Origin of the sequence: Pseudogemmobacter sp. W21_MBD1_M6 (assembly GCF_052119585.1) — a bacterium.
GTDB lineage: Bacteria > Pseudomonadota > Alphaproteobacteria > Rhodobacterales > Rhodobacteraceae > JBGQOJ01.
The window spans coordinates 128,664-154,064 of record NZ_JBGQOJ010000001.1; the positions used below are offsets into that span (position 1 = coordinate 128,664).

Annotated in this window: 30 protein-coding genes; 14 read left to right on the forward strand and 16 right to left on the reverse strand. The window is 61.6% G+C overall.

Features of this window, described 5'->3' with window-relative positions:
- Positions 1 to 36: 36 nt before the first annotated feature.
- Together ACEN2R_RS00450 and ACEN2R_RS00455 are read right to left on the reverse strand one after the other, a co-directional pair.
- A complete protein-coding gene (locus ACEN2R_RS00450) occupies positions 37 to 684 on the reverse strand; it encodes an aminotransferase class IV family protein (RefSeq protein ID WP_442038096.1) in 648 nt (215 codons plus the stop codon).
- Positions 645 to 1,775: an aminodeoxychorismate synthase component I gene (locus tag ACEN2R_RS00455; protein ID WP_442038098.1), complete on the reverse strand. Its 1,131-nt coding sequence runs from the start codon at positions 1,773 to 1,775 to the stop codon at positions 645 to 647. Before ACEN2R_RS00455 ends, ACEN2R_RS00450 begins: the two co-directional genes overlap by 40 nt.
- A 190-nt stretch (positions 1,776 to 1,965) precedes the next feature.
- Here ACEN2R_RS00455 and carB point away from each other — a divergent pair, with 190 nt between their 5' ends.
- Positions 1,966 to 5,298, forward strand: a complete 3,333-nt coding sequence (gene carB, locus ACEN2R_RS00460) for a carbamoyl-phosphate synthase large subunit (RefSeq protein WP_442038100.1) — start codon at positions 1,966 to 1,968, stop codon at positions 5,296 to 5,298.
- An 18-nt stretch (positions 5,299 to 5,316) separates the two neighbouring features.
- Here carB and ACEN2R_RS00465 read toward each other — a convergent pair whose 3' ends face one another.
- From ACEN2R_RS00465 to ACEN2R_RS00475, 3 genes are all read right to left on the reverse strand, one after another.
- On the reverse strand, positions 5,317 to 6,045 hold the full coding sequence (locus tag ACEN2R_RS00465) for an RES family NAD+ phosphorylase (protein WP_442038102.1): 729 nt from the start codon (positions 6,043 to 6,045) through the stop codon (positions 5,317 to 5,319).
- A complete protein-coding gene (locus tag ACEN2R_RS00470) occupies positions 6,032 to 6,412 on the reverse strand; it encodes an MbcA/ParS/Xre antitoxin family protein (RefSeq protein WP_442038104.1) in 381 nt (126 codons plus the stop codon). Before ACEN2R_RS00470 ends, ACEN2R_RS00465 begins: the two co-directional genes overlap by 14 nt.
- Positions 6,413 to 6,605: 193 nt before the next feature.
- Complete coding sequence (locus ACEN2R_RS00475; protein WP_442038106.1) at positions 6,606 to 6,914, reverse strand: SHOCT domain-containing protein; 309 nt, start codon at positions 6,912 to 6,914, stop codon at positions 6,606 to 6,608.
- 145 nt (positions 6,915 to 7,059) lie between these two features.
- Between ACEN2R_RS00475 and ACEN2R_RS00480 the strand changes: the two genes are divergently transcribed.
- Positions 7,060 to 7,635 (forward strand): hypothetical protein, encoded by a 576-nt coding sequence (locus ACEN2R_RS00480; RefSeq protein ID WP_442038108.1) that lies wholly within the window; start codon positions 7,060 to 7,062, stop codon positions 7,633 to 7,635.
- Between the two features lie 9 nt (positions 7,636 to 7,644).
- On the opposite strand, the gene ACEN2R_RS00485 is transcribed toward ACEN2R_RS00480, so the two are convergent.
- Positions 7,645 to 8,100: a hypothetical protein gene (locus ACEN2R_RS00485; protein ID WP_442038110.1), complete on the reverse strand. Its 456-nt coding sequence runs from the start codon at positions 8,098 to 8,100 to the stop codon at positions 7,645 to 7,647.
- A 374-nt stretch (positions 8,101 to 8,474) separates the two neighbouring features.
- Here ACEN2R_RS00485 and ACEN2R_RS00490 point away from each other — a divergent pair, with 374 nt between their 5' ends.
- Entirely contained in the window at positions 8,475 to 9,056 is a 582-nt protein-coding gene (locus ACEN2R_RS00490; protein WP_442038112.1) for a thymidine kinase, read from the forward strand.
- A 118-nt stretch (positions 9,057 to 9,174) separates the two neighbouring features.
- Here ACEN2R_RS00490 and ACEN2R_RS00495 read toward each other — a convergent pair whose 3' ends face one another.
- From ACEN2R_RS00495 to ACEN2R_RS00515, 5 genes are all read right to left on the reverse strand, one after another.
- The gene (locus tag ACEN2R_RS00495; protein WP_442038114.1) at positions 9,175 to 10,131 is read right to left on the reverse strand and encodes a 2-hydroxyacid dehydrogenase; all 957 of its coding nucleotides are present in this window, start codon (positions 10,129 to 10,131) and stop codon (positions 9,175 to 9,177) included.
- Positions 10,131 to 10,466, reverse strand: coding sequence for a tRNA-binding protein (locus ACEN2R_RS00500; protein ID WP_442038116.1), 336 nt, complete (start codon positions 10,464 to 10,466; stop codon positions 10,131 to 10,133). The genes ACEN2R_RS00495 and ACEN2R_RS00500 overlap by 1 nt, the downstream gene beginning before the upstream one ends.
- Positions 10,463 to 11,275 (reverse strand): pyrroline-5-carboxylate reductase, encoded by an 813-nt coding sequence (proC, locus tag ACEN2R_RS00505; RefSeq protein ID WP_442038118.1) that lies wholly within the window; start codon positions 11,273 to 11,275, stop codon positions 10,463 to 10,465. The genes ACEN2R_RS00500 and proC overlap by 4 nt, the downstream gene beginning before the upstream one ends.
- A 31-nt stretch (positions 11,276 to 11,306) precedes the next feature.
- Positions 11,307 to 11,810, reverse strand: a complete 504-nt coding sequence (locus ACEN2R_RS00510) for a YbjN domain-containing protein (protein WP_442038120.1) — start codon at positions 11,808 to 11,810, stop codon at positions 11,307 to 11,309.
- Positions 11,811 to 12,112: 302 nt separating this feature from the next.
- Positions 12,113 to 12,364, reverse strand: a complete 252-nt coding sequence (locus ACEN2R_RS00515; RefSeq protein WP_442038122.1) for an accessory factor UbiK family protein — start codon at positions 12,362 to 12,364, stop codon at positions 12,113 to 12,115.
- Positions 12,365 to 12,458: 94 nt separating this feature from the next.
- Here ACEN2R_RS00515 and lgt point away from each other — a divergent pair, with 94 nt between their 5' ends.
- The 5 genes from lgt to ACEN2R_RS00540 all read left to right on the forward strand — a co-directional run bounded on the left by lgt (position 12,459) and on the right by ACEN2R_RS00540 (position 16,762).
- Positions 12,459 to 13,355 (forward strand): prolipoprotein diacylglyceryl transferase, encoded by an 897-nt coding sequence (lgt, locus tag ACEN2R_RS00520; RefSeq protein WP_442038124.1) that lies wholly within the window; start codon positions 12,459 to 12,461, stop codon positions 13,353 to 13,355.
- A complete protein-coding gene (locus tag ACEN2R_RS00525; RefSeq protein ID WP_442038126.1) occupies positions 13,352 to 14,416 on the forward strand; it encodes a class I SAM-dependent methyltransferase in 1,065 nt (354 codons plus the stop codon). The genes lgt and ACEN2R_RS00525 overlap by 4 nt, the downstream gene beginning before the upstream one ends.
- On the forward strand, positions 14,413 to 15,171 hold the full coding sequence (gene pgeF, locus ACEN2R_RS00530) for a peptidoglycan editing factor PgeF (protein WP_442038128.1): 759 nt from the start codon (positions 14,413 to 14,415) through the stop codon (positions 15,169 to 15,171). Before ACEN2R_RS00525 ends, pgeF begins: the two co-directional genes overlap by 4 nt.
- Before the next feature lie 347 nt (positions 15,172 to 15,518).
- Entirely contained in the window at positions 15,519 to 15,677 is a 159-nt protein-coding gene (locus tag ACEN2R_RS00535) for a hypothetical protein (protein WP_442038130.1), read from the forward strand.
- A 290-nt stretch (positions 15,678 to 15,967) separates the two neighbouring features.
- Positions 15,968 to 16,762 (forward strand): Hint domain-containing protein, encoded by a 795-nt coding sequence (locus tag ACEN2R_RS00540; protein WP_442038132.1) that lies wholly within the window; start codon positions 15,968 to 15,970, stop codon positions 16,760 to 16,762.
- Here the strand turns inward: ACEN2R_RS00540 and ACEN2R_RS00545 are convergent.
- The gene (locus ACEN2R_RS00545) at positions 16,759 to 17,259 is read right to left on the reverse strand and encodes an Lrp/AsnC family transcriptional regulator (protein WP_442038134.1); all 501 of its coding nucleotides are present in this window, start codon (positions 17,257 to 17,259) and stop codon (positions 16,759 to 16,761) included. The genes ACEN2R_RS00540 and ACEN2R_RS00545 overlap by 4 nt on opposite strands.
- A gap of 199 nt (positions 17,260 to 17,458) precedes the next feature.
- Here ACEN2R_RS00545 and trxB point away from each other — a divergent pair, with 199 nt between their 5' ends.
- A complete protein-coding gene (gene trxB / locus ACEN2R_RS00550) occupies positions 17,459 to 18,403 on the forward strand; it encodes a thioredoxin-disulfide reductase (RefSeq protein ID WP_442038136.1) in 945 nt (314 codons plus the stop codon).
- 151 nt (positions 18,404 to 18,554) lie between these two features.
- Positions 18,555 to 20,261, forward strand: coding sequence for a bifunctional sulfate adenylyltransferase/adenylylsulfate kinase (locus tag ACEN2R_RS00555; protein ID WP_442038138.1), 1,707 nt, complete (start codon positions 18,555 to 18,557; stop codon positions 20,259 to 20,261).
- Between the two features lie 158 nt (positions 20,262 to 20,419).
- Here ACEN2R_RS00555 and ACEN2R_RS00560 read toward each other — a convergent pair whose 3' ends face one another.
- Positions 20,420 to 20,647, reverse strand: coding sequence for a DUF1150 family protein (locus ACEN2R_RS00560; protein WP_442038140.1), 228 nt, complete (start codon positions 20,645 to 20,647; stop codon positions 20,420 to 20,422).
- Positions 20,648 to 20,660: 13 nt separating this feature from the next.
- Positions 20,661 to 21,074, reverse strand: coding sequence for an Hsp20 family protein (locus ACEN2R_RS00565; protein ID WP_442038142.1), 414 nt, complete (start codon positions 21,072 to 21,074; stop codon positions 20,661 to 20,663).
- Positions 21,075 to 21,241: 167 nt separating this feature from the next.
- Between ACEN2R_RS00565 and ACEN2R_RS00570 the strand changes: the two genes are divergently transcribed.
- Genes ACEN2R_RS00570 through ACEN2R_RS00580 form a run of 3 tightly spaced genes read left to right on the forward strand, consistent with a single transcriptional unit; the run spans position 21,242 to position 23,064 of the window.
- Positions 21,242 to 21,460 carry a YdcH family protein gene (locus ACEN2R_RS00570; protein WP_442038143.1) on the forward strand — a complete coding sequence of 73 codons (219 nt, stop codon included), beginning with the start codon at positions 21,242 to 21,244 and terminating at the stop codon, positions 21,458 to 21,460.
- A 49-nt stretch (positions 21,461 to 21,509) separates the two neighbouring features.
- Positions 21,510 to 21,995, forward strand: coding sequence for a 5-(carboxyamino)imidazole ribonucleotide mutase (gene purE, locus ACEN2R_RS00575; RefSeq protein WP_442038145.1), 486 nt, complete (start codon positions 21,510 to 21,512; stop codon positions 21,993 to 21,995).
- Positions 21,988 to 23,064 (forward strand): 5-(carboxyamino)imidazole ribonucleotide synthase, encoded by a 1,077-nt coding sequence (locus ACEN2R_RS00580; protein WP_442038147.1) that lies wholly within the window; start codon positions 21,988 to 21,990, stop codon positions 23,062 to 23,064. Before purE ends, ACEN2R_RS00580 begins: the two co-directional genes overlap by 8 nt.
- Here ACEN2R_RS00580 and ACEN2R_RS00585 read toward each other — a convergent pair.
- Positions 23,061 to 23,798 (reverse strand): esterase/lipase family protein, encoded by a 738-nt coding sequence (locus ACEN2R_RS00585; RefSeq protein WP_442039451.1) that lies wholly within the window; start codon positions 23,796 to 23,798, stop codon positions 23,061 to 23,063. The two genes, ACEN2R_RS00580 and ACEN2R_RS00585, sit on opposite strands and share 4 nt — an antisense overlap.
- A 78-nt stretch (positions 23,799 to 23,876) precedes the next feature.
- Between ACEN2R_RS00585 and ACEN2R_RS00590 the strand changes: the two genes are divergently transcribed.
- Positions 23,877 to 24,329 carry an NUDIX domain-containing protein gene (locus ACEN2R_RS00590; protein WP_442038149.1) on the forward strand — a complete coding sequence of 151 codons (453 nt, stop codon included), beginning with the start codon at positions 23,877 to 23,879 and terminating at the stop codon, positions 24,327 to 24,329.
- Here the strand turns inward: ACEN2R_RS00590 and ACEN2R_RS00595 are convergent.
- Entirely contained in the window at positions 24,299 to 25,150 is an 852-nt protein-coding gene (locus ACEN2R_RS00595; protein ID WP_442038151.1) for a DMT family transporter, read from the reverse strand. The genes ACEN2R_RS00590 and ACEN2R_RS00595 overlap by 31 nt on opposite strands.
- Between the last annotated feature and the right edge of the window lie 251 nt (positions 25,151 to 25,401).

Consider the following 25,401-nt stretch of genomic DNA (forward strand, 5'->3'; position numbering starts at 1 on the left):
CGGTCGGCCCCGATACACAACGCCCAAGGGCCTAAGTCAAGGCGAACCCGTCAATTCCGCCGGGATAAGGCCGCGCAGGGCGTTCCCGACCCAGATCCGGCGGGCTTTGTTCAGGTCATCGGGGGTGAAAACCGCCTCGGACGCATGCCCGCTGGCCAACAGCTCTGCCCGCAGCACCCCCGGCAACAGCCCGCAATTCAGGGGCGGCGTCACCATTCCCTGCCCGAAATCCGCAAAGATCGAGGTGATCGCCCCCTCGCAGATCTCGCCGCGCTCGTTCGCGAAAATCACCTCGTCGATCCCCTGTGGCAGGGTCGCCCGCGCCGCATCATAGGTCGCGCGACGGCTGGTTTTCACCCCCAGCCACGGGTCATGCGACCAAAGCCGCCTGTCCGACAGCGCCAGCCGCCACACCGTCCCCGCCGCCAATGGCACGAACACCGCCGTTTTCACCGAAACCGCCCCGTCCAACGCCACATCCAGCCGCACCCGCAACGGCCCGTCACCCGAAACCGCGTTCATCGCCACCTCGACCCCGCGCGGCACAATCCCCAGCCGCCTGGCGGACCCCGCCAACCGCGCCAGATGCCGCGCCCGCAGATAAACGCCCCCCTCGGGCGTCCAGCGGACCGTCTCGAACAGGGTCAGGCCGGGGGCAATCCCGTCGCGAAACGCGCTTTCCATAGGGCCTCCTCGTATTCCGATGCGGCGGTGCTGTCATAGACCACGCCGCCGCCCACGTTCAGGGTCGCCCTGCCGTCTTGCAACATCAAAGTGCGGATCGCGACGTTGAATTCGGCCCGCCCATCGGGGGCCACCCAGCCGATGGCGCCGCAATAGGCCTCGCGCGGGAACGGCTCCAGCTCTCTGATCACCTGCATCGCGCGGACCTTGGGGGCGCCGGTGATCGAGCCGCAGGGGAACAGCGCCCGCAGGACATCATCAATCCCGGTGCCCGGCACCAATTGCCCCTGCACAACCGACGTCATCTGATGCAGCGTCGCGAAACTTTCGACCGAGAACAGCTCCGGCACCTTGACGCTGCCCACCTCGGACACGCGGCTTAGGTCGTTGCGCAGCAGATCGACGATCATCAGGTTCTCGGCGCGGTTCTTGGGGTCATGCGCCAGAAACGCCCGCAACGCCTCGTCCTGCGCAGGGGTCGCCCCGCGCGGCTGCGTCCCCTTCATCGGGCGCGTCTGCAACAGCCCCGCCGCATCAATGCGGAAAAACAACTCGGGCGAGCGGGATAAAAGTGCGGGCAATCCGTCCTGCAGCACCAACGCACCGTAAGGCACCCGCTGCTGTGCCCGCAGTGCGCAGTATATGGACAAGGGCGTGCCGCGCGCCGGGCCTTCCATCGGGAATGTCAGGTTCACCTGATAGATATCGCCCGCCACGATATAGGCGTGCGCACGGTCGAAGGCGGCGCGGTAGTCAGTCTCGCTCCACAAGGGGCGCATCGGGCCCAGCGCCGCCGCACCACTGTCGCGCAACATCGCCTCGGCCCGCGCCTCGTCCGGCGGACCGAACACACCGAACCGCAGCAACGGCAACCGCCGCCCCCCGGGCGTCACCGCCGCCAGACGCGGTTCCAGCGCATAGCCCATGTCGTAACTTGCATATCCCGCAACCCAGTGCCCCGCCGCCTGCGCTGCGGCCACATCCGCCAATGCGTCCGCCACCTGATCCGCGTCCCGCGCAAGGATCACCCGTTCAGGCGCGGAAAACACCGCCGCCCGCCCGTCCGGCCCCTGTTCGAACAAAATTTCCACGCACGGCACCCTATCAGATCACGCAGCATACCTAATCCCGCACGGCCACGCTGACCAGTGCCCCGAACGGCCATTTTCCACCCGATTACGTCACAAGGACCGCGCATCGCCGGAATCCCCGATTCGACCCTTGCACAGGGGCGTCATCTGTCTATAACCCGCAAGAATTTGCGATTTGGGGACATCCGACATGCCAAAAAGAACCGACATTTCTTCCATCATGATCATCGGAGCCGGCCCAATCGTTATCGGTCAGGCCTGCGAGTTCGACTACTCCGGCGCACAGGCCTGCAAGGCTCTGCGCGAGGAAGGCTACCGCGTCATTCTGGTCAACTCGAACCCTGCGACCATCATGACCGACCCCAATATGGCCGATGCCACCTACATCGAGCCGATCACCCCCGAAATCGTCGCCAAGATCATTGAAATCGAACGCCCCGACGCACTTTTGCCGACCATGGGCGGGCAGACCGGCCTGAACACCTCTCTGGCGCTGGCCGACATGGGTGTGCTGGAAAAGTTCGGGGTCGAACTGATCGGTGCCAACCGCGAAGCCATCGAAATGGCCGAAGATCGCAAACTCTTCCGCGAGGCGATGGACCGCATCGGGCTGGAAAACCCCAAGGCCACGATCGTCTCTGCACCTAAGATGGCGAACGGCAAATACGATATAAACGCTGGCGTGGCCGAGGCCGTCGCCGCCATCGAATACGTCGGCCTGCCCGCCATCATCCGCCCCGCCTTTACCCTTGGCGGCACCGGCGGCGGCGTCGCCTATAACCGCGACGACTACGAGCGGATCTGCCGCTCCGGTCTTGATGCCTCGCCGATGGCGCAGATTCTTGTCGATGAATCGCTGCTCGGCTGGAAAGAATTCGAGATGGAAGTCGTGCGCGACAAGGCCGACAACTGCATCATCGTCTGCGCGATCGAAAACGTCGATCCGATGGGTGTGCATACCGGCGACAGCATCACCGTCGCCCCCGCGCTGACCCTGACCGACAAGGAATACCAGATCATGCGCAACGGCTCTATCGCCGTGCTGCGCGAAATCGGCGTCGAAACCGGCGGATCGAACGTGCAATGGGCGATCAACCCCGCCGATGGTCGGATGGTCGTGATAGAAATGAACCCCCGTGTGTCGCGCTCGTCCGCGCTGGCGTCCAAGGCCACAGGGTTCCCGATTGCCAAGATCGCCGCGAAGCTGGCGGTCGGCTATACGCTTGATGAACTGGATAACGACATCACCGGCGTGACCCCCGCATCGTTCGAGCCGACGATCGACTATGTCGTCACCAAGATCCCGCGCTTTGCCTTTGAGAAATTCCCCGGATCAAAGCCCGAACTGACCACCGCGATGAAATCCGTGGGCGAGGTCATGGCCATCGGCCGCACCATCCACGAATCCATGCAAAAGGCGTTGGCCAGCATGGAAACCGGCCTGACCGGCTTTGACGAGATCACCATCGACGGTGCGCCGGAAAAATCCTCCATCGTAAAGGCGTTGTCGCAACAGACCCCCGACCGGATCCGCGTTATCGCGCAGGCCATGCGCCTTGGGCTAAGCAACGACGAAATCCATGCCGTCACCATGTTCGATCCCTGGTTCCTGTCCCGTATCCGCGAGATCATCGACGCCGAGGCCGAGGTCCGCGCCGCCGGCCTGCCCGTTACCGAAAAGGGCCTACGCAAGCTGAAAATCATGGGCTTCACCGATGCCCGTCTGGCCAAGCTGACCGGACGCGACGAAGGTCAGGTCCGCCGCGCCCGCCGCAACCTCGGCGTCAATGCCGTATTCAAACGCATCGACACCTGCGCCGCCGAATTCGAGGCGCAGACGCCCTACATGTATTCCACCTACGAAGAGCCGATGATGGGCGAAGTCGAATGCGAGGCGCGCCCGTCGGACAAGAAAAAAGTCGTCATTCTTGGCGGTGGACCCAACCGGATCGGTCAGGGGATTGAGTTCGACTATTGCTGCTGCCACGCCTGTTTCGCGCTGACCGACGCAGGCTATGAAACCATCATGGTCAACTGCAATCCCGAAACCGTCTCGACTGACTATGACACCTCAGACCGCCTGTATTTCGAACCACTGACCTTCGAACACGTCATGGAAATCCTGCGCGTCGAACAGGAAAACGGCACCCTTCACGGCGTCATCGTCCAGTTCGGCGGCCAGACCCCGCTGAAACTTGCCAATGCCCTGCAAGACGAAGGCATCCCGATCCTTGGCACCACCCCCGACGCCATCGACCTGGCCGAGGACCGCGAGCGGTTCCAGCACCTGCTGCAAGACCTGAACCTGCGCCAGCCGGTCAACGGCATCGCCCATTCCGGCGCCGAGGCCTTTGAAATCGCCAAGCGCGTCGGCTACCCTCTCGTGATCCGCCCCTCTTATGTTCTGGGCGGTCGCGCGATGGAAATCGTCCGCGACGACGCCCAGCTTGAACGCTACATCACAGAGGCCGTCGTGGTTTCGGGTGACAGCCCCGTCCTGCTTGACAGCTATCTGATCGGCGCGGTCGAGGTCGACGTGGACGCCATTTGCGACGGCACCGATGTGCATGTCGCAGGCGTGATGCAGCACATCGAAGAGGCCGGCGTGCATTCGGGTGACAGCGCCTGCTCGCTCCCCCCCTACTCGCTCGATGCCGCGATGATCGCAGAACTGAAGGTCCAGACCCGCAAACTCGCCCTCGGGCTCAAGGTTGTCGGCCTGATGAACGTCCAGTTCGCCATCAAGGACGGCGACATCTACGTGCTAGAGGTCAACCCACGTGCCTCGCGCACCGTACCTTTCGTCGCCAAGGCAACCGACAGCGCCATCGCCTCGATCGCCGCGCGCGTCATGGCCGGAGAGCCGCTGACCAACTTCAAAACCCGCGCGCCCTACGATCCAAAGGCGGGCCCGATGGATGTTCTGCCGCAGGGCGACCCGATGGAACTGGCTGATCCGCAAACACCGTGGTTCTCGGTGAAAGAGGCGGTTCTGCCCTTCGCCCGCTTCCCCGGCGTCGATACCATTCTCGGGCCTGAAATGCGGTCGACCGGCGAGGTCATGGGCTGGGACCGCAACTTTGCCCGCGCCTTCCTGAAGGCACAGATGGGCGCAGGCACGATCCTGCCGCAGTCGGGCCGCGTTTTCATCTCCGTCAAGGATATGGACAAAACCGAAGCCACAGCAGAGGCCGCGCAAATCCTTGTCGACCTTGGCTTTACCATCACCGCCACCCGTGGCACCGCGTCGTTCCTGGCGGAGCACAACGTCACAGCCGAAGTGGTGAACAAGGTCTACGAAGGCCGCCCGAACATCGTCGACCAGATGAAAGATCACCAGATCGCGCTGGTCTTCAACACCACCGAAGGCACGCAAGCCGTCGAAGACAGCCGCGACATCCGCGCGGTCGCCCTCTACGATAAAATCCCCTACTTCACCACCGCCGCAGCCTCTCACGCCGCAGCACTGGCGATGCGCGAAGAGCGCGAAGGCGAAGTCGGCGTGCGGGCCTTGCAGGGGTAAGGCTGCGCCCTGCCCACCTCAACGCGACAGATAATTCGCGATGCGCGGGTCTTCGGTAAAGTCTGAATAGTTGAACTCCAGCTTGACGTTCCGCTCGTCTCCGACCGCGAAAACAGAATGTTCCGCCAGCCGAAACCGCCAGGTTTCCCGGCTGGCGGGCATCTCGCTTTTGATCGCTCCGCAGGTCATCACCGCGACATTTGCGCCCCGGTCCCGCGCACGAACCGATGGATACCGGATCGCTTCGCATCCCTCGGCCCGCGCATATTCCGCCAGTTGATTGGCCAAAGTGTAATCCACAGGGTCAAACAGCCCCGGATTGTCGCAATGGGGTAGCCTCCCGACATCCAGTCCACGCGCGGTTTCGAAGTCCAGCGAAAACGCCGTCATCTCCTGAACTGTCAGCGGAAAACGGGTCACCGGACTTTCGACAAAGAACAGCAGCTTGTAAAAGGCCATTTCCGCCGCTGCCGTTTCGATTTTTTCCGCCGTATAAAGAACGCCCGCGCTTGCGCCTTTGCGCCGAAATCTCGATGCCTGCCGCGCCCGATACCGGAAGGGCGTAAAGAACAGCCAGTGCAGGTTGCGGCATTCTTCGGGAATCGGTGGCTTGGTCTCGTCCAGCAGCTCCTCCAGCAAGGTCTGCTCATCAAGGGAATCGACAAGTTTCATCGTCGAAACCCGATGTTGCGCTTCGGCAAAGCGCCAGACGCGCCCCCCTAAAGGTGACAGGTCAAATCGGGGCACGGCGTTGATCCAGATATTCCAGAACCGTGACCAGCCCGTCGATCCGCTTCATCGCAGTCAAAGGCACCTCTCCGATCGCGGTATTCGGGTTCCGCAACCACGAGGCCGCCGTCTCATGGTCCCCGCCGACAATAGCGTCCAATGACCTGAAAACCCGCAGGAACAGCTTGGCAAGCTCCTGCTTCTTGGGGTCCGGCGGCAAAGGCGCTCCATGCCGCGCCATATTCGAGATCGTCGGCGGCGACAGCCCCACAACCGCCCCCAGTTCTGCCTGCGTCATCTTCATCAAGCGGGCCGCGTTCAGCGCGGCCTTGGACAGAACCGATGCCGCTGACACCGCGTCGGGTCTGGACGAATTGATCGACATGGCAGTCTTTCCTTATGGCGCTACGGGCTTCACAGCCAGTATTCACATAAGAACTTATTACCACATTAATTCCCAGGAGAATAGCCCACCCCGTGATCTCGCCGAACGCCGGTTCGTTGTTGCCCCGCTCCGCCGCACTGGCGGGCCTGCGATATCACCTCGGCAGGTTTCAGGATCTAATCCTTGCCGGCGCCTACCCCATCAAGACCTTCTTGCGCTCCTCGTATTCCTTGGCGTCCATCTCGCCCTTGGCAAACCGCAAGTTCAGCGCCTCCAGCGCGGCGCTGCTCTGCCGCTGGGTCATCGTCACCCCAAGCGAGCGCAGCAGCGCAACAATGCCGATCCCCAACAGGATCAGCACCGCCAACCAGACCAGCGGCCCGATCACCATGCCGAAACCGTCATAGCCCATATGCGGGTGGTCGTAACCCTGCGCCCACGCAGGGGCCGCAGCAGCCATCAACGCGCTCGCCCCACCGATCCGAAGATAAGACATATCCATGCATCCTCCATCACTTCGCCGCCCGAAAGACCGGGCGACCAATGCGCCACACCTTATCCCCGAATGGCGTCTTCCGCGTTGACCCCCGTCAATTCGCCGCGCCGTCCGATCGCTATGATAGGCGCACCCATTGGCGGAGACGACCATGCCCCACACGAAGAAAACATACCCGACAACCGTTCTCGAAATGCCCGAAGCCGTCGGCGTGTTCGACAGCGCCGAGGCGCTTCAGGCCGCCATATATGACCTACGCATGTCCGGCTTCCGGCGCGACGAAATCAGCCTTCTTGGCGAAAAGGCCGCAATGGAAGAGAAACTCGGCAGCGCCTATTGGCAGGCCAGGGAACTAGAGGATAACCCCGAAGCACCAAGGGCCACCTTTGTCTCGGAAGAGGCCATCGGCGAACTGGAAGGCGCGATCATCGGCGGGTTCTTTTTCCTCGGGTCTGCCATCGCCATGACCGCGATGCTGACGCCCCTCAGCACCCTCGCGGCCTCGATAGCGGCGATTGCCGTCGGGGGCGGCCCTGCCGCAGTGATCGGAACGCTGCTGGCGCGACGCGTAGGGCAACAGCACAACGACTATTACGAACGGCAAATCCGCAACGGTGGCATCCTGCTATGGGTGCGCACCCGCGACAAGGAACACGAGGATATGGCCGTCAAGATACTGCACGGCCACTCCGGCCGCGACGTGCATGTTCACGGATGGAGCGAATAAAACGCCGCCTCAGGTCGCTTCGTCTTCCAGATGCAGCTTCATGTCGATCAGAACATGCTGCAATTCCAGCGTCTCGCGCAGCAGGCGTTTCGCCTCGTTGATCGAGATCACGCCGTCCTGAATGCTTTCGTTGTATTCGGCCATCAGCATCGCGAACCGCTGGCTTAGCGCCACAACGTCAGAATTCACGCCGCCCCGTCTGGTGTTCTTGCGGTCCTGATCATGCGACAGGGTTATCCCCCGCATGTCGGCCAAGGCGCTGGTAACATGTGGAAATCGCGCCGCCTCTTCTAACGCGGCAACCGCGTCGATCGGCATGAAACGGTCCGCATGTTCAACCGCATCGGAATAATACCGCCCCAGCGTCGCCTTTGACTTTCCGGTCAAGGCACAGGCCGCTTCCAGCCCGACATCCTTGACCAGTGCCTCGGTATGCTTTTTCAAATAGTTACCCGCAGAACCCATTTCTTGACCTTTAATATGCCTCTCGATCACGCGAGGGGAATTATCATGCCCTTTTCCCATTAATGCGATGGTAAGGATTTGTCATTTATAAAAGGTGGCAATAGTGCGTCACAGTAGTGAGTGGTCGGTCTCCCGTTGCCGATTTTAGTAGGGTTCGTCGTTAACCTGATGTTGCGGGGACATCAGGGCCGGAATTTTCGTGCAGTGCTGCGGCGGACCCAATCAATGTATTTAATCGGTTCGAGAGACCTGAACATGCGAAGTACAAGCCTGTTCGGGTCTCTCAGTGTTTCACCGTTAACGACTGCCGGAAAGGCACCGCGTTATTCCGAACAGCCACTTGATCCCGCATTGCGGCGCGGCTAGCAAGCAGCATGGCAAAATTGTATTTCCACTACTCGACGATGAACGCGGGAAAATCGACGATCCTGCTACAGGCGTCGCATAACTACCGCGAACGCGGAATGAACACCTATCTGATCACCGCGCAATTCGACGGCCGCGCGGGACAGGGAAAAATCGCCTCGCGCATCGGAATCGGCGACGCGGCAGACACCTTCGCATCCGGTGAAGACCTGTTCGCAATAATCGCAGCGCGGCTGGCCCTTGGCCCCTGCGCCTGCGTGTTCATCGACGAGGCGCAGTTTCTGGAAAAAACCCAAGTCTGGCAACTCGCCCGCGCCGTCGACGACCTCAAGGTGCCGGTGATGTGCTACGGCCTTCGCGTTGATTTCATGGGAGAATTATTTCCCGGTTCAGCCGCACTTCTGGCGCTATCGGACGAGTTGAGAGAGGTGCGCACGATATGCCACTGCGGCAAAAAGGCCACGATGGTAGTCCGAAAGGCGGTAAATGGCACCGTCCTGAAGGACGGCGCACAGGTCGAAATCGGCGGCAACGACCGTTATGTGTCGCTGTGCCGCCCCCACTGGAGAGAGGCCGTCGGCGACCGTTAGGCAGCCCTTCGGCCTTCTTTGTTCTTCAAATATCCGCGCCGCAGGCGAAACTTTTCAGAAAGTTTTTTGCGCTTCGCGCGAGAGTATTTGGACCGAGAAGAACGGGAAAGATCCGCCCTCAAACGGCATTCGGCAAAGGTTGCCCGTTAAAGAATGCCTTCAGATTGTCTACCGCCATCAACCCCATCGACACCCGCACCTCGAGTGCTGCCGTGCCCAGATGAGGCAGCAGAACCACATTTTCCAGGGCGCGCAGCGCATCAGGGACAATCGGTTCCTTCTCGTAGACATCCAGCCCCGCACCGGCGATTTGCCCCGCCTGCAAGGCTGAGATCAAAGCAGCCTCGTCCACAACGTCGCCGCGCGCGATGTTCACCAGAAAAGCTGTCGGCTTCATCGCGGCAAGGGCGTCCGCGTCGATGATGTGGCGCGTTGCGGCGCCCCCCGGCACAGCGACAACCACAATATCGGCGGCAGCCATTACGTCGCGCAATGTCGCCAGCTGCCGGGCCGGCGCCCCTGCATCGGCAACTGCCGAGCGGTTGTAGAACACCACATCCATGTCAAAGCCGAAGTGGCAGCGCTTGGCGATTGCCTTGCCGATGCGCCCCATTCCGATGATGCCGACGGTTTTCCCCGTCACATGCAGGCCCAGCATCTGGGTCGGATGCCACCCGTCCCACACCCCGGCGCGCACCATCCGCTCCCCTTCGCCAGCGCGCCGCGCCGCCATCAGGATCAGCGTCATCGCGGTGTCCGCCGTCGCGTCGGTCACAGCCCCCGGTGTGTTGGATACCACAATGCCCTTTGCCGCAGCGGCCGCGACATCGATGTGGTTATGACCCACGCCGAAATTCGCCAACAGCTTGCACTGCGGGGCGTTCACCGCCTCGAATGCTTGCGCCGTAAAGGGATCGCCCAGAGTTGGAAGCACGGCATCATATTCCGTGAGGGCGGCGGTCACCTCTGCGGATGTCATCGGTGCGGTATCGTCCCGGACCGTGATGTCGAACGCAGCGCGTGCTGCATCCAGCACCGCATCGGGCAATTTGCGCGTAATAAGAACACTGGGCATCAAAACATCCTTCCGCCAATCGGCACATCTTTGTCGGGGGTCAGAAGCACGACCTCTCCGGTTTCATCGGGAATGCCCAGCACCAGAACCTCGGACATGAATTTGCCGATCTGGCGGGGCGGGAAATTGACCACGGCAAGCACCTGTTTCCCGATCAGGTCTTCGGGCCGGTAATGTTCGGTGATCTGGGCAGAGCTTTTTTTTTCACCGATCTCGCCGCCGAAATCGACACGCAGTTTGATCGCGGGCTTGCGTGCCTCGGGAAAGGGCTCTGCCTGCACAATCCGGCCAACACGGACGTCGACCGCCTCGAAGTCGTTGTAGCCTATCGTCATTTCCCCAGCTCCCGGCTGCGGTCTGCCGCCGCTTTGACCGCGCGGTTCAGCAGCGCAGGAAATCCGTTCTCGGGGTCCATCAGCACCTCCAGCGCCGCTTGCGTCGTGCCGTTCGGGCTGGTGACATTGACCCGCAGTGTGCCCGGGTCCTCGTCCGATGCTTCGGCAAGCGCGCCTGCGCCCGCAACGGTTGCCTTGGCCAGCTGCATCGCCAGCGCCTCTGGCAGGCCTTGCGCCACGCCAGCGGCCGCCATCGTTTCGATCATATGGAACACATAGGCGGGGCCGGACCCCGACACGCCGGTGACCGCGTCGATCTGGCCCTCGTTTTCCAGCCGCACCACCTGCCCCACCGCCCGCAACAGGGCCTCGGCCAGTTCCATCTGTGTTTCGGTTGTGTTGTTGTTGCCGATGATCGCCGTGATCCCGCGCGATATGGCGGCAGGGGTGTTCGGCATGGCGCGGATAATCGGCGTCTTTGCACCCAGCACGTCTTCGTAATAAGCGATGGATGTGCCGGCAGCCACCGACAGGAACAGCGTGTTGCTGTTGCCCATCGCGGCCAGCGTTGGCAGGGCCTCGGCCATCATCTGGGGTTTGACAGCAATCAACACAATCGCGGGGCTTTCGGGCAGGTCGACATTCAGGTGCACGCCCTGCGCACGCAACCAGTCGCTTGGGTAAGGGTCAAGAACCCAGACAGACGCGGCAGGCAACCCGCCGGCCAACCACCCCTGAAGCATGGCCGACCCCATCTTTCCACACCCCAAAAGCACCAGGCCGCGGTCGCGTACGTCGTTCATGTCCATGTCATATCCCCCGATTTAAATCGGGGACAGACTATGCGCGCCCGTAGGCCTCTGCAATGGCGACCTGCATCGCATCCGCAACCGATTGATCGCCCCAGTTCACCAATTGGAACGCGGGGTAGTAGCGCTCGGCGGCACTGACGGCGGCGTTGATCATCGTGTCGATCTGCTCTGGTCCGGCAATCTGCCCCCCGGCAAGAACCAGACCATAGCGATAGACCATCAACTTATGTGCGCCCCAATAGGTGAACGCCCCTGCCCAAAGCTGGTCATTGACCGCGTTCAGCGCCTCGTAAAGCTTGGGCAACTTATCCTCTGGCGGTTCCATTTCGAAGGTGCAAATCAGGCGCAAGGTCTCGTCGTAGCCGGACCATGCCAGCGTGATCGAATAAGTGCGCCACTGACCTTCGACAGCCATGGCGATCTGGTCATCGGCCACACGGTCAAAGTCCCACTCGTGGTGCTCGGCGATATGTTCGACGATGTCGATAGGGTGAAGATCTTCGGTCTCGAGATACTGCTCTGAAAGGGCCATGCCTGCCTCGTTCTTTGTGCAGCGTCAGATGGGAAAGTGTCCACCATAGCTGGGTGCATCTACAAGAACCATGTAAAACCATTCTGGCTCTTACTAGATATGGTGTGCCTAAAGCGCGTTTCTGTAAAGGGGGTTTTTAAAGTTGTGCACAGGAAATCACCGCAAAAGCAGAGTTATCCAGTGGTTTCTGCCGCATAGGCCGCACCAGCGGCAATCAGGCAGCAGCACATTGGCCGCACATAGAATGAAAGAACGCGCCACATAGGGCGCGTTCTTTGCGGAATATCGCAGTCTGATAAGGCTCAGGCTTTTTTGTCGGACGCCTCAAGCGCATCCAGACGCGCCCTCAGCGCTTCGTTTTCTTCGCGGGCCTTCTGCGCCATCGCGCGCACCGCGTCGAATTCTTCGCGCGTGACGAAATCCCGGTCAGCAAGCCAGCGGTCAACCCAGCTTTTCATCGCGTTCTCGGCCTCATCCTTGGCCCCCTGGGCCACGCCCATCGCGTTGGTCATCAGCTTGGAAATGTCATCGAATACTTTATTGCGGCTTTGCATCGCGGCCTCCGGCATTGCGTTTGACCCCTATATGGGCCCGATCCGCCGAAATCTCAAGGTTGACTTCGACGCAGGGTGGTGGCCCAAAGGCGGCATGCATTTTGTCATCCCCTTCCCCGATATCTCGCCCGAGATTTTCACCATCCCGCTGGGCGGCTTTTCCTTTTCCCTGCGCTGGTATGCGCTGGCCTATATCGCGGGGCTACTGATTGCCTGGCGGATGGTGGTTGCTATGGTCCGCGCCCCGCGCCTGTGGACCGGTTCCGCGCCCATGACCGCCGAACAGGTCGAGGATCTGCTGACATGGGTCATTCTGGGCGTCGTTCTGGGCGGGCGGCTGGGTTATGTGGTGTTTTACCAACCCGCCTATTACCTTGCCAACCCCGCAGAAATCCCCGTGATCTGGGAGGGCGGGATGTCGTTCCACGGCGGGCTTCTGGGGGTGATCGGCGCAGGTCTGATCTATTGCCGGAAATACAGCCTTCCCACATGGAGCGTGGCAGACATGATGGCGGTCAGCGTCGCCCCCGGCCTGCTGCTGGGCCGCATAGCCAACTTTATCAACGCCGAACTCTGGGGGCGGCCATCGCATGCGCCATGGGCCGTGGTCTTTCCGGGCGACCGGGCGCAGGATTGCCCGCCCGATTGGGTCGGCGTCTGCGCCCGCCACCCCTCGCAACTGTACGAGGCGGGGATGGAGGGGCTGATCCTTGGCGGCGTTCTGCTGTTCCTTGCGTGGCGCATGGACTGGCTGAAAACCCCGTCAGCCCTGACCGGCCTGTTCTTTGGTGGCTATGGCCTGTCGCGCTTCATCGTTGAATTCTTCCGTCAGGCCGATGCGCAATTCATCGCGGCGGGCAACCCATGGGGCCATGTCGTGCAATGGGGCAGTGCGGGCCTGACCATGGGCCAAGTGCTGTCCTTGCCGATGATCCTGCTTGGCGGCATTCTGGTCTGGCGCGCCCGCGCATCGGGGCGCCCTCCCGCATGACTGCCCTTGCCGATCTTCTGATCCGGCGGATCACCGCGACCGGGCCGATCAGCGTCGCCGACTACATGACCGACTGCCTGCTGCACCCCGACCACGGCTATTACACCACCCGCGATCCCTTCGGCACACAGGGCGATTTCACCACCGCCCCCGAAATCAGCCAGATGTTCGGAGAGATGCTGGGCCTGTGTCTGGCGCAAAGCTGGCTGGATCAGGGTGCGCCGGCGTCCGTCACATTGGCAGAACTCGGGCCGGGGCGCGGCACCCTGATGGCCGATGTCCTGCGGGCGACAACATCCATCAAAGGCTTCCATGACGCGGCAAAGGTGCATCTGGTAGAGGCTTCGCCGGTGCTGCGTGCCCGCCAGCGCGACGCGTTGCGGGGTGCCCCCGTCACTTGGCACTACACCGCAGCCACCCTGCCCGACGCGCCGCTTTTCCTTGTGGCGAACGAGTTCTTCGACGCCCTGCCGATCCGCCAGTTTATCCGCACCGGTCCCGCGTGGCGCGAACGGCAGGTCGGGGTGAAAGACGGCGCGCTGACCTTCGGCCTTGCCGCTCCGGCGCCGGTCGCGGCCCTGATGCACCGGCTGGCCGACACCGCAAACGGCGATCTGGTCGAAGTCTGCCCCGCCGCACCCGCCATCATGGAACAGATCGGTATCCGCATCGCGGCCCACGGCGGCGCGGCGCTGATCGTGGATTACGGCGGCTGGAATTCGCTGGGCGATACGCTTCAGGCGCTGAAATCCCACGCCCCCGACGCCCCCCTGGCCCACCCCGGACAGGCCGACCTGACCGCCCATGTCGATTTTGCAGTGCTTGCAAAATACGCACAACCGGCTGTTTCGACGGCAATGACGGCGCAAGGCGTGGTTCTGGAGCGGCTGGGGATCACCGGCCGTGCGCAATCGCTTGCGCGGCATCTGGACGGGGCGGCCCTGTCCGGTCATATTGCAGCTCATCGCCGGTTAACGCACCCTGACGAGATGGGCACATTGTTTCAGGCAATCGGCATATACCCACCGGGCACGCCCCCGCCCGCCGGATTTGACACATGACGCTCGAAGTTCTGACCTCCGATCTGCTTGGCCCCGTGCAACACGGTTTCTTCACGCGAAAGGGCGGGGCATCGTCGGGTGTGTTTTCGGGCCTCAACTGCGGGCACGGATCGACGGACCAGACCGACATCGTCAACATCAACCGCGAACGCGCCGCGCAGGCGCTCGGCGTGGACCTGCCGCATATGGTGACGGTTCAGCAGATCCACTCTGCCAATGTTGTCACCGTCGATGGCCCCCTTGGCGGTGCGGCCCCCCGCGCCGACGGTATGGTGACCGCGACGCCCGGTCTGGCGCTTGCGATCCTGACCGCCGATTGCCAGCCGGTCCTGTTTTCCGACGCGAAAGCCGGTGTGATCGGGGCGGCACACGCGGGCTGGAAAGGCGCGCTTTACGGAGTGATAGAGGCGACAATCGACGCGATGGAGGCCCTTGGGGCACGGCGCGAGGACATCCACGCGGCGATCGGCCCCACCATCAGCCAGAAATCCTACGAGGTCGGCCAGGAATTTCTCGAACGCTTCATCGACGAGGATCCCGCCTATTCGCGGTTCTTTTCGTCTGGCAAAAACGGGAAGGTGCACTTTGACCTGCCCGCCTTCGGCCTGTTCCGCCTGCGCGAGGCCAGAGTGGGCGATGCGGGATGGATCCGGCATTGCACCTATTCCGACGCAGAGCGCTTCTATTCCTACCGCCGCTGCTTTCACCTAAATCAGGCCGACTATGGCCGCCTTCTGTCCGCGATCCGTCTCTGACGACGACCCTGCCGCGATTCGAGCGCGAAACGACGGGCTGGCATTTACCCAATCCAATCCCCCATATCGGATCAATCGTGGCGAAGATTTGACCGCAGCGCGCCCCATTTCCGACACATACCGCGAAACAATGCGCCCACGGCACCCCCGACTGTTGCAAGAAACCGTGCAAAAGCACCTTTAAATAAAGGGGTTCAGCGCAATTCGAACCGGACGCGCCCGATGTCGCAATGTTTTTTCCCGGCGCCCCGAACTTTTTGCCCCGCGGTCACGAGGATGCCAGAATGATCAGCGAAATTAGCGTCATACCCAATGACGGGCACGAAACAACAACACGGAGCAGTCTGATGCAAACGCAAAAACGGTGGATGAAATCAATCCTTGAAGAAGCCGCAAAGGGTCAGCCTGCGATGCCATGGGCCCGCGGTGCACGCCGCGAGGCATTCAAGGCGAAACGCGCCGCCGAAGCATCAAGCAAATCCACAACCAAGACCGTTCGGGCCTGACGTCTCTCCCTCCGTCGGGGTCCTAAACGGACCAAATCGGTCGCAGCATTCCCCCGGTGCTGCGGCCGATCTGATTCGGGGGGTATGCGTCCTGAATGTGGCGAACAAAGCCTCTGACCGGAAACAGTCGTCGCAATCCTGACGCGATTGGGCGATCCATGCACACGAAACCCGTCTGGATTTTGACAATCACGCCGCTGTTCTGCGATCGTGTCCGATATTGAAATACTGCACTTGCAGGGATCGGTGGGGACCGGCGCGGGTGCGGCCAGACACAAAGGACCAGATGCATGGTGTATTCCCCGCCACAGGCGCCCGTTTCGGCGCAGCTGACACGTCGCGTTCCCTCGACCGGCTGGACAACAAGCGCAGAGCTTGCCCCCCGACGTGCCGCCCCCAGAACCCGGAAATATGACATTGCGTTTCTCGACGGAAACGGCTGCGTGCAGCAAGCATCGCAAATCGCCCCTGCCCTTCCGGTGTTCGAATCCGGTTTTGCGGCCTTGGCGCGTGGCACACTGATCGCGACGGGGTCAGGCCCTGTTGCCGTCGAGGACCTGCTGCCCGGCATGCAGATCCAGACATTGGACAACGGGGCGCAGACCCTGCTCTGGATCGGGTCGATGCTGCTGATCCCAGACGCACAGGGCCAAGCCCCCGAGATGGGCCGCCTGACCCGCCTGACGACAGACAGCCTTGGCCTTGGCCGCCCGATGCCCGATCTGGTTCTGGGCCCCTATGCCCGCGTCCTGCACCGCCACGCATCTTGCCGCGCGCAAAGCGGAACGGACAGCGGGCTGGCCCTGGGGCGGGAATTCGAGGATGGCGAAATGGTCATCAGTGTGACCCCGGTGACGCCGGTCAGGCTGTATCATCTGGCCTTCGCGCGCCACCAGATCATCCGCGCCAATGGCGTCGACGTCGAAAGCAGCCATCCCGGCCACCCCGCGATTCGCGCGCTGGCCTTCGAGATGCGCAATCTTCTGATGTCGCTCTATCCGCATCTGACCTGCACGGACGGTTTCGGCCCGCTGGCCTATCCGCGCTTTTCGATCGAAAATCAGGAAAGCCGTGGCGCGGCCTAAGACGACCGCGACAGCCGCGCTTCCAGCACCTCGAACGGAACGCCCGGATCATCCTTGGCGCACCGGATCACCAACGAGGTTTTCACACTGGCCACATTGGGGGCCGATGTCAGCTGTTCGGTCAGAAAGCTCTGGAATGTGGACAAATCGGGGGCCACGCATTTCAACACGAAATCGACTTCGCCGTTCAGCATGTGGCACTCGCGCACCAATGGCCAGTTCCGGCATTTTTCCTCAAATGCGGACAGGTCCACCTCAGCCTGGCTTTGCAGCCCGACCATGGCGAAAACCTGCACTTCAAAACCCAACTCGCGGGCGTCCACATCGGCGTGATACCCGCGGATATATCCCGCCTCCTCCAGCGTCCGCACGCGGCGTAGGCAGGGCGGTGCAGAAATGCCGACGCGCTTGGCCAGCTCGACATTCGTCATCCGCCCGTCCGCCTGCAACTCGGCAAGGATCTTGCGGTCGATCGGGTCTAGTTTTGCTGCTGACATCTGTTCTCTCTGCTCGATTTTTGCGGATAATAGGCGCAGCCCCGAAAATGCGCAATTATGTTTCACGATCACGCAATAAAATTATCGCACCCGCCCGAAACCCGATTGAACTGCGGCCATTCCGCCGGGCGGGGTTTTCGTCCGCCTCTTGCGCGTCTATATCATTCGTCGCAATCGATTTTTCCAAAGGGACCCAGCCATGGCCGACGCGCGTCACACCAAAGTTCTGATCATAGGCTCCGGCCCGGCAGGCTACACCGCCGCCATCTACGCCAGCCGCGCCATGCTGAACCCCATTCTGGTGCAGGGCCTGCAACCCGGCGGGCAGCTGACCATCACCACCGAGGTCGAGAACTGGCCCGGCGACACAGAGGTGCAGGGCCCCGATCTGATGGTTCGGATGGAAGCCCACGCAAAGGCCATGGGCGCAGAGGTGATCGCGGACTATATCTCGTCGGTGGATCTGTCCAAACGCCCCTTCACCGCGCAATCGGACAGCGGCACGGTCTACACCTGTGACGCGCTGATCCTTGCGACCGGCGCACAGGCGAAATGGCTGGGCATCCCGACCGAAGAGAAATTCAAGGGCTTCGGCGTCTCGGCCTGCGCCACATGCGACGGGTTCTTCTATCGCGGCAAAGAGGTCGTGGTGATCGGCGGCGGTAACACGGCCGTCGAAGAGGCGCTGTTCCTGACCAACTTTGCCTCCAAGGTCACCCTGATCCACCGCCGCGACACGTTGCGCGCCGAAAAGATCCTTCAGGACCGCCTGTTCAAAAACCCCAAGGTAGACCTGATGTGGCACCACTCCGTCGAGGAGGTTGTCGGCACCGAGGCCCCGCTGGGCGTCACCGGCGTTCGTGCGCGCCACGTCGAAACCGGCGAGATCACGCTGGTTCCCTGCGACGGCTTTTTCGTCGCCATCGGCCACGCGCCCTCGTCCGAACTGGTCAAGGATCAACTGGACCTGCACCACGGTGGCTACGTCAAAGTCACACCCGGCACCTGCAACACATCGATTCCCGGCGTCTTTGCTGCGGGTGATCTGACAGACCACATCTACCGTCAGGCCGTCACAAGCGCCGGAATGGGCTGCATGGCCGCGCTGGACGCTGAACGCTTTTTGGCAGAGCAAGAGGAATAAGGTTCCAAAAGCGGCCCAAAAGGCAACTTTTTCGCCTCAAATTCAAAATCAGACGCGGGTTTGCTTGAATTTGGCCATATTACGGGTCTATCCGACGCCCGAGGGCGCGGTCTGGCCGTGCATTTATAGCAGCGTAAAAACGAGAGTAATCATGTCTATTGCCAATCTTTCCCCGATCCCGGAGCTATATGTCTCTTACGAATCCGCCCAGAAACTGAAGGTCGAAGCAGCGCAACTGACCTCGCATGATCTGACCCCGCGCCAGATTTGCGATCTGGAGCTGTTGATGAACGGCGGTTTCAACCCGCTCAAGGGTTTCCTGACGGAAAAGGATTATACCGGCGTCGTGGAAAACATGCGTCTGGCAGACGGTTCGCTCTGGCCGATGCCGATCACGCTCGACGTCTCCGAGGATTTCGCCGCCAAGGTCGAGGTTGGCCAGGACATCGCGCTGCGCGATCAGGAAGGCGTCATTCTGGCGATGATGTCAGTCACCGACAAATACATCCCGAACAAAGCGCGCGAGGCCGAGATGGTCTTTGGTGCCGATGATTCCGCCCACCCCGCCGTGAACTACCTGCACAATCAGGCGGGCGCTGTCTATCTGGGCGGCCCTGTCACCGGCATCCAGCAGCCCGTGCACTATGATTTCAAGGCCCGCCGCGATACCCCCAACGAACTGCGCGCCTACTTCCGCAAGGTCGGCTGGCGCAAGGTCGTCGCCTTCCAGACCCGCAACCCGCTGCACCGCGCACATCAGGAACTGACATTCCGGGCCGCCCGCGAGGCGCAGGCCAACCTGCTGATCCACCCCGTTGTCGGCATGACCAAGCCGGGCGACGTCGACCATTTCACCCGCGTCCGCTGCTACGAGGCGGTGCTGGACCAATACCCGTCGTCCACCACCACGATGTCGCTGCTGAACCTTGCCATGCGCATGGCCGGCCCGCGCGAGGCCGTGTGGCATGGCCTGATCCGCAAGAACCACGGCTGCACCCATTTCATCGTCGGCCGCGACCACGCAGGCCCCGGCAAAAACAGCGCAGGTCAGGATTTCTACGGTCCCTACGACGCGCAAGACCTGTTCAAGACATACGAAACCGAAATCGGCCTGGAAATGGTTGATTTCAAACACATGGTCTATGTTCAGGAAAAGGCGCAATATTTCCCCGCAGACGAAGTGCCGGAAGGCGCAACCGTTCTGGACATTTCGGGCACGGAACTGCGTCGCCGTCTGGCCGAAGGTCTGGAAATTCCCGAATGGTTCAGCTTCCCGCAGGTCGTCACCGAGCTGCGCCGCACCCGTCCCGCACGGTCCAAGCAGGGCTTCACCGTGTTTTTCACCGGCTTCTCGGGTTCGGGAAAATCAACCATCGCCAACGCGCTGATGGTGAAACTGATGGAAATGGGCGGCCGTCCGGTCACGCTGCTTGACGGCGATCTGGTGCGCAAGAACCTGTCGTCCGAATTGGGATTCAGCAAGGAACATCGCGACCTGAACATCCGCCGCATCGGCTATGTCGCCTCGGAAATCACCAAAAACGGCGGCATCGCGATCTGCGCACCCATCGCGCCCTACGCCACAACCCGCCGTGCCGTGCGCGAAGATGTCGAACAGTTCGGTGCCTTCCTTGAAATCCACGTCGCAACCTCGCTCGAGGAATGCGAACGCCGCGACCGCAAGGGCCTTTACAAGCTTGCGCGCGAGGGCAAGATCAAGGAATTCACCGGCATTTCCGACCCCTACAACGTGCCCGAAAACCCCGAGTTGCGCATCGAAACCGAAAACCACGATGTCGACAACTGCGCCCATCAGGTACTTTTGAAACTCGAATCCATGGGCCTGATCAAAGGCTGATCAAAACCGCAAAGCGCCCCGGTCCTCTGATCGGGGCGTCTTTCACTCTAATCTCTTTTTGGTAAAAATATCCCCGCGCAAAGCGCACACTCCCGAGGGCCCGCAGGGCCCGAGACAAGAACAATCGCGCGCGCAGCGCCGCGTCCTTTAGATCAGACCTAGTGCACTGTCACCGGTGCGAAATCATGCTCGCGCGCCAGCGCAAACGCCAACCGACGCCCCTGCACCAGTGCAAGCCGCTCTCCATCAGGACGGTGCACCGCATAAAGCGGCGTATCGCCCTCGATCTGCTTTTGTAACTCGACCGGCAATTCTGCGCGATCCACCGCGCGGATATAGACAATACGATCGTCCTTTTGCGGCCCGAAATCGAATTTGGTATCCATATCTGGTTCCCCTTCAACTACGTTTGATCTTGATCGTCTGCACAATGGTTTCGGGCAACATGCGCCGTAAATCGATATGCAAAAGACCGTTTTCCATGATCGCTTCGCCCACCTCCACGCCATCAGCCAGAACAAAAGACCGCTGGAACTGCCGCGCCGCGATGCCGCGGTGCAGATAGATTCGCGTGTCGGTCTCTTCGCTTCGGCACCCGCGGACAACCAGTTGCCTGTCCTCGACGGTGATCGACAGATCCTCGTCCCGGAACCCGGCCACGGCCAGCGTGATGCGATAGCTCAGATCACTCGTCTGCTCGATATTGAAGGGCGGGTACCCGTCGTTACCGGATTTGGCTGTCCTCTCGACAAGCCGTTCCAACTGTTCAAACCCCAAGAGAAAGGGATGTGAACCCAATGTCAGTTTCGTCATAGACACGTCCTTACGCCAAGCGACTGTGCAAAACGGCCCCGTCAGGCGACCGTATTGGAAATATGGGGATAGACTTTGCCGCCTGCAAGGGTGCGCCGCACGTCTGGGCCTTTGCCAAAGCCCGAAAAAGGGGTAGCGTCAAAGGTCTCAAACGGACGACTCGCATCATGAACGCTGCCAACGAAATGAACTCTGACGAGATCCTCCGCGTAAAGCTGGAGATGGTCCGCCGCGAACACCGCGACATGGATGCCGCCATTCATGCGCTCGAGGAAAGCGGCCGCAGCGACCAGCTGACGCTGCGCCGCCTGAAGAAGCAGAAACTGGGCCTGAAAGACCGCATCGCCCAGCTCGAGGATCGCTTGACCCCCGACATTATTGCGTAGGCGGATGAAGCGGTTATAGTGCCCGCTCAATTGACGAAGGGCACATCGCGTGACGGTACAAGTAGGCATCATCATGGGCAGTCAATCCGACTGGCCCACCATGAAAGAAGCAGCAGAGATTCTGGATGCGCTCGGCGTGGCATACGAGACAAAAATCGTCTCGGCGCACCGCACCCCCGACCGCCTGTGGGACTACGGCAAGACCGCCGTGTCGCGTGGGCTTCGGGTGATCATCGCGGGCGCGGGCGGTGCCGCGCATCTTCCCGGAATGATGGCGTCCAAGACCCGCGTTCCCGTGATCGGTGTGCCGGTCCAGACCAAGGCGCTGTCCGGCGTCGACAGCCTTTATTCCATCCTGCAAATGCCAAAGGGGTATCCCGTGGCCACAATGGCCATCGGCGCGACCGGTGCGGCCAATGCGGGCCTGATGGCCGTAGCGATCCTCGCGCTTCAAGACCCCGCCCTTGCCAAACGCCTTGATGACTGGCGCGCCGCCCTTTCCGCCTCTATTCCGGACGAACCCACAGATGACTGACATCCTTGCGACCGGTGCGACCATCGGCATTCTTGGCGGCGGGCAGCTTGGCCGCATGCTCTCTGTCGCGGCCTCGCGCCTCGGCTTCAGAACCCATATCTTCGAGCCAGGCGCCAACCCGCCCGCCGGCCATGTGGCCGACCGTGTGACCACCGCCGGTTATGACGATATCGCCGCCCTGACCGCCTTTGCGCAGTCGGTCGACGTCATCACCTATGAATTCGAGAATATCCCGACCTCGGCGCTGGATACGCTCGAGGGGCTGAAACCGATCCGCCCCAATCGCCGCACCCTTGGCATCAGTCAGGACCGCATCACCGAAAAGGAATTCCTGCAATCGCTCGGCCTGTCCACCGCGCCCTTTGCGCAGGTCGACACGCTGGACGACCTGCATGCCGCGATCACCGAAATCGGCACGCCCGCCATCCTGAAAACCCGCCGCTTCGGTTATGACGGCAAGGGACAGGCGCGGATCATGTCGCCCGACGACGCCGAACGCGCCTTTGCCGATCTGGCCGGTGCCCCTGCCATCCTCGAAGGGTTTGTCGATTTCACCCAAGAGGTCTCTGTCATCGGCGCGCGCGGGGTCGGCGGGCAGGTGTCCTGCTACGATCCGGGGCAGAACGTGCATCAAAACGGCATCCTTCACACCACCACCGTTCCCGCGAAACTGCCGAACGCGCAGGCCATGGATGCGGTGCTGATCACCGCCAGGATCCTGAACGCGCTGGACTATGTCGGCGTCATGGGGGTGGAATTGTTCGTGACACCCACAGCCCTGATCGTCAACGAAATCGCGCCCCGCGTCCATAATTCGGGCCACTGGACGCAGAACGGTTGCACCATCGACCAGTTCGAACAGCACATCCGCGCCGTCGCGGGCTGGCCGCTTGGCGATGGCCAGCGGCAACTGGACGTCGAGATGCTGAACCTGATCGGGGACGACATAGACCGCATCCCCGAATTTGCCAAAGACGGCGCGGTCGCGATCCACCTTTACGGCAAGGCCAACGCCAAACCGGGGCGCAAAATGGGCCACATCAACCGCATCCTGGGGCCAGCCGGTTAATCCAACCCAAGGGTCGGCAGGGTGGCGGCAATCGCCTGCCCCAATGTCATATCATGGTCGAACCGGCCCTGACGCAGAAAGGTGATCACCTCGGCGATCACCAAAGGGCTGTTCATCATGAACGTATGGGTGACCGGCAGCACGATATGGTCATTCATGCCCGCCACACGGGTCGATGTGACCGACACCTTGCCATCATCCGGCCCGCCAATCATCGCCGAATAAAACGGGTTCAGCGTCCGGTCGCCCGCGATCACACCCAATTCGACCTTGGCCCGTGGCAGGCGGTTCGGCACGCTTTGCGGCCCTGTGCCCAACTGTAAGCCCGCCGGCCCATTCAGCCATTGGAACGGGCCAAGATCGCCAAAGGCATCCACCAATTCCGACCCGTGATTGGGCGGCCCCATCATCACCACGCGCCCCATATGGGTTGGACGATGATCCTCCAGCCAGACCCGAAGCAGAATGCCCCCCAACGAATGGGTTACAAAATGGGTGGTGGCGTCGCCGCACTTTGCCACCGCCGACGGCAAGGCCAAGGCGACCAGCGTCGCGATATCGGCATCGGTCGAAGGGTAGCCGTCATTGACCGTCTGATAGCCGGACGCCTGCAGCGCCTCCTCCATCATCAGCATGGAATTCACCCCGCGCGCCAGCCCATGCAACAGAACGACGCAATCCGCCCGCGCGGTCATCGGGAATAGGCAAAAAACGAGGGCGAACATCAAACGCATGATCCGGAACATAGTCTTCTCGGTCGCCAGATGCGAGCACCACTTGCGCAACCGTGCCGCAAGGGCCAAAGTTGCCCGATGAAACCCCGCTCTCCCAGAATTGCCGTCCGCGCCCTGATCCTGCATCAGGACCGTCTTTTGCTGGTGAACGCCTTTGCCGGCAGCAAAAGCGATCTGTGGTGCGCACCGGGCGGCGGCGTGGACGCGGGGGCCTCTCTGCCCGACAACCTGCACCGCGAAATCCACGAGGAAACCGGGCTGAGCATCCAGATCGGGCTGCCCGCGCTTGTGAATGAATTCCACGACCCGCGCACCGGCTTTCATCAGGTCGATGTCTATTTCCGCTGCACGATCACAAGCGGGCACCTGTCCGACCTATGGCGCGACCCCGAAGGCATCGTGACGCGCCGACGGTTTTTCAGCCGCGACGACCTTGCCTCGATCCGGTTCAAGCCCGACAGCCTGCCCGCAGCCGCATGGGGCGACCCGCATGCAATCACCTACGACCCGCTGGAAGTTATCGTGCGCTGAGGCGCCAATCCGATCACGACGCCGCCCATCACCAAAAGGCAAGCGACCCCGAACCGTAGGGTCAGCCCTTCGCCCAGCACGGCAATCCCCCCGGCTAGCGCTATGACCGGCACCGTCAGCTGCGCAATCGCCGCTCGCGACGCCCCGAGACGAGGCAGAACCGTATACCACAGCGCATACCCCAACCCCGAAGTGACAACGCCAGACACCATCGCCAACCATGCACCGCGCGCGGTCACGGCGTCCGGCAAGGCGATCCAGACGATCAACGCGATCGGAACCGCCAAAAGAAAATTCGCCGCAGTCGATTGCAAAGGGTTCCCGACAGCCCGCCCCAATAGCGAATACACCCCCCACCCAAAGGCCGCAAATACCATCAAAAGCGCGCCCGCCCCGTTGGGACGCAGGGCGCCGGCTGGCCACATCAAGTACACCAACCCCGAAAACGCCAGCGCGGCCCCCAGCCAGCGCGACCGGGGCAGTCGCTCTCCGGCCATCACCGCGCCACCGAACATGGTCACCTGAACGCCGCCGAACAGGATCAACGCGCCGACACCGGCGTCAAGACTGACATAGGCAAAGGAAAACCCAAGAATATACAAAGCCAAAGACGCGGTCCCGGCCATCCTGTGCCGCCCCCTGGCACTGAACCGCCCCTGAACAAAGGCACAAAGCGCGACCAGCACCAAGGCACCCGAAGTCAGCCGGATCAGGGCAAAGCTTGCGGGCCCCATCGCGCCATCAGCCAGCGCAAGCCTGTTCAACACCGAATTTGCCGCAAAAGCGATCATTGTAAGCGAGGTGAGGAGGATCAGGCGCATGCCGCAACCAAAGCGTAAAAACCGGCATATGCAATAGGGCAATCACATCGCCCTTGGGGTACCACCACAAAACCACAGGTAAATAGAGGCACCTTCGGCGCCATTTCTTCTGGCACTTCGTGCAATTTGCGCTCCGCGCGGGGATATTTACAGAACAAAGAAAGCTTGCGGGTCTTCTCGGAAAAAATACTCTCGCGCGAAGCGCACCAAGAAAAGAATTGGCGCGGCACGCGCCTCCGCCTGGGTAAAAA

Coding starts and splice junctions, on each gene's coding strand:
- ACEN2R_RS00450 (WP_442038096.1), bottom strand. CDS start 684: ATGGAAAGCGCGTTTCGCGACGGGATTGCCCCCGGCCTGACCCTGTTC.
- ACEN2R_RS00490 (WP_442038112.1), top strand. CDS start 8,475: ATGGCAAAATTGTATTTCCACTACTCGACGATGAACGCGGGAAAATCG.
- proC (WP_442038118.1), bottom strand. CDS start 11,275: ATGGACATGAACGACGTACGCGACCGCGGCCTGGTGCTTTTGGGGTGT.
- ACEN2R_RS00580 (WP_442038147.1), top strand. CDS start 21,988: ATGACTGACATCCTTGCGACCGGTGCGACCATCGGCATTCTTGGCGGC.
- carB (WP_442038100.1), top strand. CDS start 1,966: ATGCCAAAAAGAACCGACATTTCTTCCATCATGATCATCGGAGCCGGC.
- ACEN2R_RS00495 (WP_442038114.1), bottom strand. CDS start 10,131: ATGCCCAGTGTTCTTATTACGCGCAAATTGCCCGATGCGGTGCTGGAT.
- trxB (WP_442038136.1), top strand. CDS start 17,459: ATGGCCGACGCGCGTCACACCAAAGTTCTGATCATAGGCTCCGGCCCG.
- ACEN2R_RS00595 (WP_442038151.1), bottom strand. CDS start 25,150: ATGCGCCTGATCCTCCTCACCTCGCTTACAATGATCGCTTTTGCGGCA.
- ACEN2R_RS00540 (WP_442038132.1), top strand. CDS start 15,968: ATGGTGTATTCCCCGCCACAGGCGCCCGTTTCGGCGCAGCTGACACGT.
- ACEN2R_RS00500 (WP_442038116.1), bottom strand. CDS start 10,466: ATGACGATAGGCTACAACGACTTCGAGGCGGTCGACGTCCGTGTTGGC.
- ACEN2R_RS00525 (WP_442038126.1), top strand. CDS start 13,352: ATGACTGCCCTTGCCGATCTTCTGATCCGGCGGATCACCGCGACCGGG.
- ACEN2R_RS00470 (WP_442038104.1), bottom strand. CDS start 6,412: ATGTCGATCAATTCGTCCAGACCCGACGCGGTGTCAGCGGCATCGGTT.
- ACEN2R_RS00570 (WP_442038143.1), top strand. CDS start 21,242: ATGAACGCTGCCAACGAAATGAACTCTGACGAGATCCTCCGCGTAAAG.
- ACEN2R_RS00535 (WP_442038130.1), top strand. CDS start 15,519: ATGCAAACGCAAAAACGGTGGATGAAATCAATCCTTGAAGAAGCCGCA.
- ACEN2R_RS00475 (WP_442038106.1), bottom strand. CDS start 6,914: ATGGATATGTCTTATCTTCGGATCGGTGGGGCGAGCGCGTTGATGGCT.
- ACEN2R_RS00485 (WP_442038110.1), bottom strand. CDS start 8,100: ATGGGTTCTGCGGGTAACTATTTGAAAAAGCATACCGAGGCACTGGTC.
- ACEN2R_RS00510 (WP_442038120.1), bottom strand. CDS start 11,810: ATGGCCCTTTCAGAGCAGTATCTCGAGACCGAAGATCTTCACCCTATC.
- ACEN2R_RS00480 (WP_442038108.1), top strand. CDS start 7,060: ATGCCCCACACGAAGAAAACATACCCGACAACCGTTCTCGAAATGCCC.
- ACEN2R_RS00545 (WP_442038134.1), bottom strand. CDS start 17,259: ATGTCAGCAGCAAAACTAGACCCGATCGACCGCAAGATCCTTGCCGAG.
- ACEN2R_RS00585 (WP_442039451.1), bottom strand. CDS start 23,798: ATGCGTTTGATGTTCGCCCTCGTTTTTTGCCTATTCCCGATGACCGCG.
- ACEN2R_RS00590 (WP_442038149.1), top strand. CDS start 23,877: ATGAAACCCCGCTCTCCCAGAATTGCCGTCCGCGCCCTGATCCTGCAT.
- ACEN2R_RS00515 (WP_442038122.1), bottom strand. CDS start 12,364: ATGCAAAGCCGCAATAAAGTATTCGATGACATTTCCAAGCTGATGACC.
- lgt (WP_442038124.1), top strand. CDS start 12,459: ATGCATTTTGTCATCCCCTTCCCCGATATCTCGCCCGAGATTTTCACC.
- pgeF (WP_442038128.1), top strand. CDS start 14,413: ATGACGCTCGAAGTTCTGACCTCCGATCTGCTTGGCCCCGTGCAACAC.
- ACEN2R_RS00565 (WP_442038142.1), bottom strand. CDS start 21,074: ATGACGAAACTGACATTGGGTTCACATCCCTTTCTCTTGGGGTTTGAA.
- ACEN2R_RS00555 (WP_442038138.1), top strand. CDS start 18,555: ATGTCTATTGCCAATCTTTCCCCGATCCCGGAGCTATATGTCTCTTAC.
- ACEN2R_RS00560 (WP_442038140.1), bottom strand. CDS start 20,647: ATGGATACCAAATTCGATTTCGGGCCGCAAAAGGACGATCGTATTGTC.